This window comes from Verrucosispora sp. SN26_14.1 (assembly GCF_004307965.1).
Lineage (GTDB): Bacteria > Actinomycetota > Actinomycetes > Mycobacteriales > Micromonosporaceae > Micromonospora.
In genome coordinates this window covers 1-1,072 of record NZ_SISL01000826.1, presented here as the reverse complement: position 1 = coordinate 1,072, position 1,072 = coordinate 1, and the positions used below count along the sequence as shown (strand labels likewise).

Sequence of the window (1,072 nt, the reverse complement as noted above, 5' to 3'; positions counted from 1 at the left end):
CGGCGTTGCGGGCCGCCGGTGGTCGGGTCGTGGCGCGCCCGCCGGCAACGGTCGACCTGGTGCTCGACGGGATCGTGGGCATCGGCGGGCGCGGCGGGCTGCGGGAGACCGCCGAGCAGTTGGCGGCGAGCCTGTCGCGGCAGCACGGGCGCGACGGTGGTCGCGCGACTGTGGTGGCGGTGGACGTGCCCAGCGGCGTCGAGGTGGACACCGGGGCGGTGCCGTTGACCTCGTCCGGTCGCCCCGAGGCGGTGCGGGCCGACGTGACGGTGACCTTCGGCGCCTGGAAGCCGGCTCTGGCGGTCGGCCCCGCCGCCGCGCTCGCCGGGCAGGTGGAGCTGGTCGACATCGGGCTGGGGCCGTGGCTGCGGGGTAGCCCGGCGCTGCACGTCGTGGAGGAGCCCGACGTGGTCGACTGGTGGCCCCGGCTCGGCGCGGCCTCGGAGAAGTACACCCGGGGCGTGGTCGGGGTGGCCACCGGGTCGGCGACGTATCCGGGTGCGGGGGTGCTCTCGGTCGGCGGCGCGCTCGCCGGGCCGACCGGCCTGGTCCGCTACGCGGGGGGTGCCCGCGAGGAGGTGGTGCGCCGCTACCCGTCGGTGATCGCCACCGATCGGGTGGTCGACGCGGGTCGGGTGCAGGCGTGGGTGTGCGGATCGGGCCTGGGCACGGACGACCGGGCCGCCGCCGAGCTGCGGACGGTGCTCGCCGCGCCGGTGCCGGTGGTGCTGGACGCCGACGCGCTGACGCTGCTGGTCGACGGTCGGCTCGCCGACCGGCTCCGGCAGCGCGACGCGCCCATCGTGATCACTCCGCACGACCGGGAGTTCACCCGGCTCTGCGGCGAGGAGCCCGGCGCGGACCGGGTCGCCGCGACGCTGCGGCTGGCCGCCTGGACGAACGCCGTGGTGCTGCTCAAGGGGAACCGCACGGTGATCGGCACGCCGGACGGCCGGGCGTACGTCAATCCGACCGGCACCCCGGCCCTGGCCACCGGCGGCACCGGGGACGTCCTGGCCGGGCTGCTCGGTGCGCTGCTCGCGTCCGGCCTGCCGGCGGAGCGGGCCGCCGT

1 protein-coding gene is annotated in these 1,072 nt (G+C 77.8%); it reads left to right on the top strand.

Translation table 11 applies throughout. From position 1 onward, the window contains the following. Positions 1-1,072, top strand: a 1,072-nt coding sequence (locus EYA84_RS32230; RefSeq protein ID WP_131057898.1) for an NAD(P)H-hydrate dehydratase, incomplete at both ends; no start/stop codon positions are given.